This window comes from uncultured Streptomyces sp. (assembly GCF_947488945.1).
GTDB lineage: Bacteria > Actinomycetota > Actinomycetes > Streptomycetales > Streptomycetaceae > Streptomyces.
Genome location: NZ_CANLBS010000048.1, coordinates 1 through 6,942, shown reverse-complemented (window position 1 = coordinate 6,942; position 6,942 = coordinate 1). Strand labels below are relative to the sequence as shown.

Sequence of the window (6,942 nt, the reverse complement as noted above, 5' to 3'; positions counted from 1 at the left end):
CATCGACAGGGGGCAACAGTCATGCCGGGCCCGGAGGCCAGCGGCCCCATTGCAGGACCGCGAAAAAGATAACGGGGACGCCGCGTACGACGGAGCCGCGCCCCGCGCTCGGGGCGCGGCTCCATCACGACGCCCGGCCCACCGCGCTCCCCTTCTTCCCGGTGAGCCCTCGACGTGGTGATGACCCGGGCGCGGCGGCCGTGAGTGCGGCCGCCGCCGTGCAGGCCGCCCGGATGCCGGGGCAGGGCCCTGCTGCTCCGGCGCCCCTACTCCTTTGTGCCGATCGCGTCCACCGGCCGCGTCCGCAGCATCAGCCGGGCGGGCAGCATGGCCCCGGCCACCGCCAGTACGGCCGTGGAGCCCAGGATGGCCAGCCAGCCCAGCACGGGGGCGGACGGCACGGGGGTGCCGGTCAGGGCGGTCGCGACCAACATCAGCGGAGGCAGAGCCAGGACCGCGCCCACCACGGTGCCGACGGTGACCACCGTCAGGCTCTCGAGTCGCATCATGGCCAGCACCTGGGAGCGGTCCGTGCCTACCATCCTCAGCAGGGCGAACTCCCTTTTGCGGGCTGCGGTGTTCATGGCCAGGGTGTTCACGATCGTGATGGCCGTATAGGCGATGATCAGGCCGACCACCAGGTAGTTGACCCAGGCGGTTGCCCGCTGCTCCTCGACCTGGGCATCGGCCGCCAGGGCGCCGCTCAGCGCGGTTCCCGGGTAGTCACGCGCCAGCGTCGAGAGCTGCCGCTCCGTGCCGACGGAGCCGGGGGCCGACCGGACCAGGACGGACTGGTCGACGGCATCCGTGGTGTGGGAGAGCAGCAGGTCGTGGTCGAAGGTGAGGTCGGCGAAGCCGAAACCCCGGCCGTACACGGCGATCACCTTGCCGTCGAAGGCCGTGCCGTCCCCCAGGTACAGGTGGGCCCGGTCGCCGACGTCCAGCCCCAGCCACAAGGCCGCGGTCGTGCTGAGAGCCACCGTGTCCCGCGTCAGGGCGGACAGGTCACCGTCCCGTTCGTCCAGGTCGAGCGTGTCCGCCAGCGCCTTCGGTTGGACGCCCTGGGCGTTCAGTGACACGGCCTCCTCCTCCCCGAGCAGCGAGCCCACCCCGACGACCTTGGAACGCACCACACCTGTCGCGGCGGCCACCCCGGGCAACTCCGCCGCCCTGCGAGCCAGTTGCGGCGAGACTCCGGACGGGGCGGTCAGCACGTGGTCGGCGACCGTGCCGGAGCGCACCTCGTCGGCCGACTGGCGCAGCTGCGTGGTCTGGGTGAACGCCACTGTCGCGGCGAAGGAGACGGCCAGGACGAGCGGTGTGACGGCGCCCGCCGTCCGAACCGCCGCGCTGCGCATGTTGGCCGCGGCCAGCCATCCGGTGACGCCCGTCCGACGCAGCAACGGCGCGAGGAGCCCGACCGCCGTGCGGGTGAGCCACGGTCCGAGCACGGCGGCGGCGACGGCGAGCATCAGGACCAGGGAATTGGCCAGCCCCACGAGAGTCAGGAAGTCGGCCCGGTATCCCAGGCCGAGGCCGCACACCGCCGCGGCCAGTGCGAGCAGCAGACCCCCGGTGACGACACGCCCCCGGCCGAGTCGAGAGGGATCGGACGCCGCCTCTCCCAGGGCTTCGCCGGGGCGGACGCGGGCGGCCCTGCGGCCCGCGACGAAGGCCGCCACCACGGCGGTCAGCACGGTCGTGGCGACGGCGGCCAGGAACGGGAGCGGGCCGATCACCGGCCGGAAATCCGGCGGGACGACGCCCCGTCCCGCGAACTGCGCACTGAGCCACTGCACGGCGCCGACCCCCAGCGGGCACCCGAGCACCCCCGCCACCAGGCCTGCCACCGCTGACTCGGCGGCGATCATCTTGTGCAGCTGACGGGGTGTGGTGCCGATGGCCCGCAGCAGCGCAAGCTCGCGACGGCGATGGCGTACGGCGAGCGACGTCGTGGCGCACAGCACGAACACGGCCACCAGCAGCACGTTTCCCCCGATACCGGTGGCGAGTTCGACCACGTGCGCGGCGCCGACGGCGATGTCGGTGAACTCGGCCCTGCCACGGTCACCGCCCGTGTACACGGTGACGGACCGCTCCCGCTCCAGGGCGTGCTCGATGTCCGAGGCCACCGCGGACGGCGCGGTGCCCGGCGTGGTCCGCACACCGAAGGCGTGCACGCCGCGTGCGGCGTCGGGGGTCATCCGGTCGAGCACGGCGTCGGCGGCGAACAGCACGGACTGCCGGGGGGTTCGGCCACCGTCGAGCGCGACCAAGCCGGCCACCTCGAAGGTGACGGGAGCCGCCGTCGTCATGAGCCGTACGGAGGAGCCGGTCCACAGTCCGCTGCGGGCGGCGAGGTCGGTGTCCAGCACGACCTCGTGTGCGCCGCGCGGCTGGTGGCCCGTGACGAGACGGAAGCCGCCCAGTGTGCGGCTGTCCCAGTTGTGCAGCTGCGGTGATGCGCCGTTGTGGCCCGTCACCGCCCGGCCGTCGGCCAGCAGCCGGACGGTCGCGCCCCGGTCGGGCACCACGGATGCGACACCGTCGACCGCGGCGAGGTCGTCGGCGAGGCCCGCCGGCAGTACGAGGCGTTCGGGCAGCGGCTGGGAACTGCGGTAGGTGGACCCGTCGGCGGATCTCACGTCGACTTCCGCGTGCTGGCGCCCGGCGACGATCAGCGGTGCGTTCTCGTAGCGTTCGGGAAGCGGAGCGGAGCGCAGTCCGGACTCCAGGAGAACTCCACAGGCGCTGATCACCGCCGCACCCAGGAGGAGGGCAACGAAGGTCGCGGTGAAGGGGCCCTTGCGGGCACGGAGCGTCGCGAGGGCGAGGCGCAGCATCAGCGGACCCTCCGCAGCTCGGACATCACACGCTTGACCTGGTCCGCGGAGGGCCGGTCCACCTGGTGCGCCACGCGTCCGGCTTCCAGGAAGACGACCCGGTCGGTGTGCTGGGCCGCAACCGGGTCATGGGTGACCATCACCACGGTCTGGTGCAGGTCGGTGACCGCCTGCCGGAGCAGTTGGAGGATCTCCAGAGCGGTGTCGGGATCGAGGGCACCGGTGGGTTCGTCGGCGAAGACGACTTCCGGCCGGGTGATCAGAGCGCGGGCGATGGCCGCTCGCTGCTGTTGTCCCCCTGAGAGTTCGGCGGGCCGGCGGCGCAGCAGGCCGGTCAGTCCGACAGCGGCCGCGACGCTGTCGAGCGAGGCGCTGTCGACGGTGGCACCGGCCAGTCTCAGGGGCAGGGTGATGTTCTGCTCCACGGTGAGGGACGGCAGGAGGTTGAAGGCCTGGAAGACGAAGCCGATACGGGTCCTGCGGTACTCGGTGAGCTCGCTCTCGCTGAGTTCGGCGAGGTTATGGCCGTTGAGCTGCACGACACCGGAGGTGGGGCGGTCGAGGCCGGCGGCACACTGCAGGAAGGTGCTCTTGCCCGAGCCGGACGGCCCCATGACGGCGGTGAACGTGGCGGCGGGGATGGCGAGACTCACCTGGTCGAGGGCGATGGCCGCGGACTCGCCGTCGCCGTAGCGCTTGGTCACCCGGGTCAGGCGTGTGGCGCTTGTGGGGGTGGCGTGGGTGTCGGCCGGTGTCTTCCGGCGGCGTGCTTCGAACATGAAGGGCCTCGTCGGGTGGTGGGGCGGGTGATGTCTCAAGTCCATCCGCCACGAGGCGCCACCTCCTCCGCCGTCGCGCCGAATCCTGCCCTCCGCCTGCCGGAGGAGGCCGGCCGAGGGCTCCGCCGACAGGACGAGCGGACCCGGCCACCGCCAGAGAAGGACCCTGCCTCTCCTCCTCCTTGAGGAGGGGCCTCCAGGGAGGAGGAACGACGGGCGGGTCCGCCCTCCGGACGGCGGTACGGTCAAAATTTCCCTTTAAAATTAAATGATGAAGGCGACAGGCTCCCTGGCAGGGCGCGGCGTACCGGCCGCGTTGACGGACACCGCGCTGGCTCTCCTGGCCGCGGGAGTATGTCTCGCGCTGCCCTCGGTGATCCCCCCGGACAGCCAGGACCTGCGGGCACCGGACACCTGCTGGTTCATCCTCATCCTGCTGGTCGCGCTGCCCATGACGGTGCACCGCCGCCTGCCCCTCGGCACCCTGCTGGTGACGGCCGCGGCCGCGAGCACGATGCAGGCGCTGAGGTACGTCCCCCACCTCTCGGGACCCGAGGGCACCTCGATCGGGCCGACGTATCTGGCTGTCGCCACGGCCGTGTTCCTCACGGCCGTACGCCGCGAACCCTGGATCACCACCGCCGTTGCAGGGATATTCATCCCCCTCCACTCCCTGGCGGAGGGGCTCATCGCACCGGCGGGGTACCGGCTCACCACCTTCCTGACCCAGGCCGTCACCCTGCTGGCGGCCTGGGCCCTGGGCCGCCTCACGAAGGCGCGTGCCGCTATCAGGGACGAGGCCGTGGAACGCGCGGCGGCGCTCGAACGCGAACACGCTGCCAACGCCCGCGCGGCGGTGATGCACGAGCGGGCACGCATCGCCCGGGAGCTGCACGACATCGTCGCCCACAACGTGAGCCTCATGGTCGTGCAGACCATCGCCGCCGACCGGGTCCAGGACCGTGACCCGGAGAAGGCCCACGAACTGCACGCCACGGTCGAACAGACCGGCCGGGACACCGTCACGGAGTTGCGCCGGCTCCTGGACGTATTGCGGACCGACGAGGAGACCGGGACCGACCCTTCCAAGGAACCGCCGCAACCGACCGTGGACGGCCTTCCCTCGCTGATCGACTCCGTACGGGACACGGGCCTGGACGTCGACTACAGCGTGCTCGGCACGCCGCTCCCCCTGCCCGCCGGAACCCATCTGACGGCCTACCGCATCGTCCAGGAAGCGCTGACCAATACGATGAAGCACGCCGGTCCGACGCGGACCCGCGTACAACTCATCTGGGAGGACGGGCCGGAACGCCTCACCATCCGGGTCTGCGACGACGGACCGGACGCGGTCGCCGGGCGGACCCCCGTGGCGCCCGCCGACGGCACCGGGCACGGGCTGGTCGGCATGCGGGAACGGATCGCCGCCGTGGGCGGCACCCTGCACACCGGCGACCGGCCCGGCGGCGGCTTCTGCGTCCATGCCGTCCTGAAGCCTTCCTGAAGCCGTTCCGACCACCAGCACACGACAAGGGAACCGAACCGTATGCGGCGTATCAGCGTTCTGCTGGCCGACGACCAGCCCATGATCCGGACGGGCTTCCGGCTCATCCTCGAAGCAGAGGGGGACATCGATGTCGTCGGGGAGGCGTCCGACGGCCGGGAGGCCGTGGCCGAGACCGAGCGGCTCACGCCCGATGTCGTCCTCATGGACATCAGAATGCCGAACATGGACGGTGTGGAAGCCACCCGGCTGATCACCCACAGCGTTCCGGCCAGCCGCGTCATCATCCTCACCACCTTCGACCTGGACGCCCACGTCGTGGACGCGCTTCGGTCGGGAGCCGGCGGCTTCCTGGTGAAGGACGGCCCCGCCGACTCCTTGGTGGAGGCGATCCGGACGGTTGCCACGGGCGACGCCGTGCTCGCTCCTCGCGTCACCCGCCGACTGCTGGACCGGTTCGCCGGTATGCCCTCGGAGACCGCGCCCGCCGTGCCGCCGCGGCTCGACGCGCTCACGGCCCGCGAGCTGGACGTGCTGCGCGCGCTGGCGCGCGGCCTGTCGAACGCGGAGGTCGGCCGGGAACTGGGCATCGGTGAGACGACGGTGAAGTCCCATGTCGCCCACATCCTGGAGAAATTCCAGCTGCGCGACCGCGTGCAGGCAGTCGTCATGGCCTACGACTGCGGACTGGTGACACCACGCTCGGCGCCCACGCCGGGCCCCCGTTGACGCTCCGGGCGCCGGACAGGCCGTGGCCGCCGGTGGGCGGATCCGAGCGGAGGCGAGCAGCGGCCGGGGGCTCGTACCGGGAAGAACGCCGCCACCGGCATGAGCCCGGCCACCGCGGGCGAGCTCTTCGGCGGAACCCGCGTCGACCTCGGAGCGGACGACGCCCTGGCGGCGGCCCGCGACTTCGCTCCCGACCTGGTGATCGCGGAGACCGCGGACTTCCTCGGCCCGTTGGCGGCTTCCGGGGCGGGCGTGCAGCGGCTCTCCCACGGTGTGGGGATCGCCCTGGGCCCTGCCTCGGCCGAGGTCCTGCAGGTGACGGCCGCCGCACGCGCGGCGGAGCGGGGTATCGTGCGGGCCCGGCCGTCGGCGACGGTCGACCCATGGCCCGACTGCCGCCAGCGCGATGGCCGGGACCCGTCACCGGACCGCGTCACCATCCGGCCTCAGGCCCACGAAGCCGGGCCCGGAACCCACTGGCGGGCCCCGTCCTTCCCGGCCGTGAGCACCTGCCCCGCATCCTCGTGACGCCGGGCACGCCCCTTGACGACGCCGACGCGCTCGACCGGATCGTCGCCTCGCTCGCCGAGCACGACGTGCACGTGGTGGCCGTCCTTCCACCCTCGGCCTCGGACGCGACCCTGCACATCGGTGGCGGCGGCGTCCACGAACCGGTTTCGCCCCTATGGCACTGCTGCTCCAGGGAGTGGACGCGGTCGTCTCCTCAGGTGGCGAACATCGCCGCGACGACCCCGGCCGCCGACGTCCTGTCTCTCCTGTCCGGCCCCCGTGGCTGAGCCCTCCCGAGCCTCTCCGGCCTGCGCGTGCGAGGCCCGCGGTTCCTCGTCGTAGGCGGCGGTGGTCCCGGCCGCTGCCAGCTTTTCGTCCCGGACGTGGGCGCGGCTGTGCGGGTCGAGCCCGGTGGTGGGCTCGTCCAGGAAGAGCAGTTGTGGCTCGTGGGCCAATAGCCATGGCGATGTCTCCGACGCCCGCCGCCGCGCCGCCAGTCTTAGGACGTGTCCGGCGGATCATGTGACTTTCCGACCGGTCGCTCGTTGGTTGGGTCATGGGCCGGGGGGATCTGACG

General features: G+C 72.2%; 6 protein-coding genes. 4 read left to right on the top strand and 2 right to left on the bottom strand.

From position 1 onward, the window contains the following. Window positions 1-266 precede the first annotated feature (266 nt). Complete coding sequence (locus Q0994_RS33665; protein ID WP_299542494.1) at window positions 267-2,843, bottom strand: ABC transporter permease; 2,577 nt, start codon at window positions 2,841-2,843, stop codon at window positions 267-269. Then, the gene (locus Q0994_RS33660; protein ID WP_299542492.1) at window positions 2,843-3,622 is read right to left on the bottom strand and encodes an ABC transporter ATP-binding protein; all 780 of its coding nucleotides are present in this window, start codon (window positions 3,620-3,622) and stop codon (window positions 2,843-2,845) included. The genes Q0994_RS33665 and Q0994_RS33660 overlap by 1 nt, the downstream gene beginning before the upstream one ends. 271 nt (window positions 3,623-3,893) lie before the next feature. Between Q0994_RS33660 and Q0994_RS33655 the strand changes: the two genes are divergently transcribed. From Q0994_RS33655 to Q0994_RS33640, 4 genes are all read left to right on the top strand, one after another. Continuing rightward, window positions 3,894-5,126, top strand: coding sequence for a sensor histidine kinase (locus Q0994_RS33655; RefSeq protein ID WP_299542490.1), 1,233 nt, complete (start codon window positions 3,894-3,896; stop codon window positions 5,124-5,126). A 42-nt stretch (window positions 5,127-5,168) separates the two neighbouring features. After that, a complete protein-coding gene (locus Q0994_RS33650) occupies window positions 5,169-5,855 on the top strand; it encodes a response regulator transcription factor (protein WP_299542488.1) in 687 nt (228 codons plus the stop codon). A gap of 99 nt (window positions 5,856-5,954) precedes the next feature. Further along, window positions 5,955-6,383, top strand: coding sequence for a hypothetical protein (locus Q0994_RS33645; protein WP_299542486.1), 429 nt, complete (start codon window positions 5,955-5,957; stop codon window positions 6,381-6,383). Beyond that, on the top strand, window positions 6,380-6,652 hold the full coding sequence (locus tag Q0994_RS33640) for a hypothetical protein (protein WP_299542484.1): 273 nt from the start codon (window positions 6,380-6,382) through the stop codon (window positions 6,650-6,652). Before Q0994_RS33645 ends, Q0994_RS33640 begins: the two co-directional genes overlap by 4 nt. The last annotated feature ends 290 nt before the right edge of the window (window positions 6,653-6,942 follow it).